This is a genomic window from Bowmanella yangjiangensis, from assembly GCF_017255015.1.
GTDB lineage: Bacteria > Pseudomonadota > Gammaproteobacteria > Enterobacterales > Alteromonadaceae > Bowmanella > Bowmanella yangjiangensis.
Genome location: NZ_JAFKCS010000690.1, coordinates 1 through 383, shown reverse-complemented (window position 1 = coordinate 383; position 383 = coordinate 1). Strand labels below are relative to the sequence as shown.

Sequence of the window (383 nt, the reverse complement as noted above, 5' to 3'; positions counted from 1 at the left end):
GCGTGAGCATCGCGCAGGGGATCGAACCCAGGCCTCCGGCCTCGCAGACGGCGGCGGCCAGGCGGCGATTCTGCGAACCGGCCATGGGCGCCTGGATCAGTGGCAGCGGGCTGCCAAACAGGTCATTCACGAGCATGGGGCGAGCTTCCTTTCGGTAGGGGAGTCGGGGGTAGGCGCCCGCCAGGTCCAGAAAAATGACCAGAGCAAGGCCAGGGCGCCGATCGAGAAGCTGCTGGTCAGGCTGTGACCGGCGGCGGTCCAGTGTTCGACGAACCAGGGACCGACCAGTTGGCTGCCGCCGTAGAGGCTGATCAACAGCGCGGCCAGGCGTGGTCCCTGGCTCGGTTTGAGCGCGCGGGCAAGGCGCTGCGTCAGCAGGACGG

General features: G+C 68.4%; 2 protein-coding genes. Both read right to left on the bottom strand.

Annotated elements, in window-relative coordinates:
* Positions 1-136: nitronate monooxygenase (locus J0A65_RS27600; RefSeq protein ID WP_232850171.1), on the bottom strand; the 136-nt coding region annotated here is incomplete at its 3' end.
* On the bottom strand, positions 127-383 hold a 257-nt coding region (locus J0A65_RS26275), incomplete at its 5' end, for a hypothetical protein (protein ID WP_232850170.1). The genes J0A65_RS27600 and J0A65_RS26275, both read right to left, overlap by 10 nt.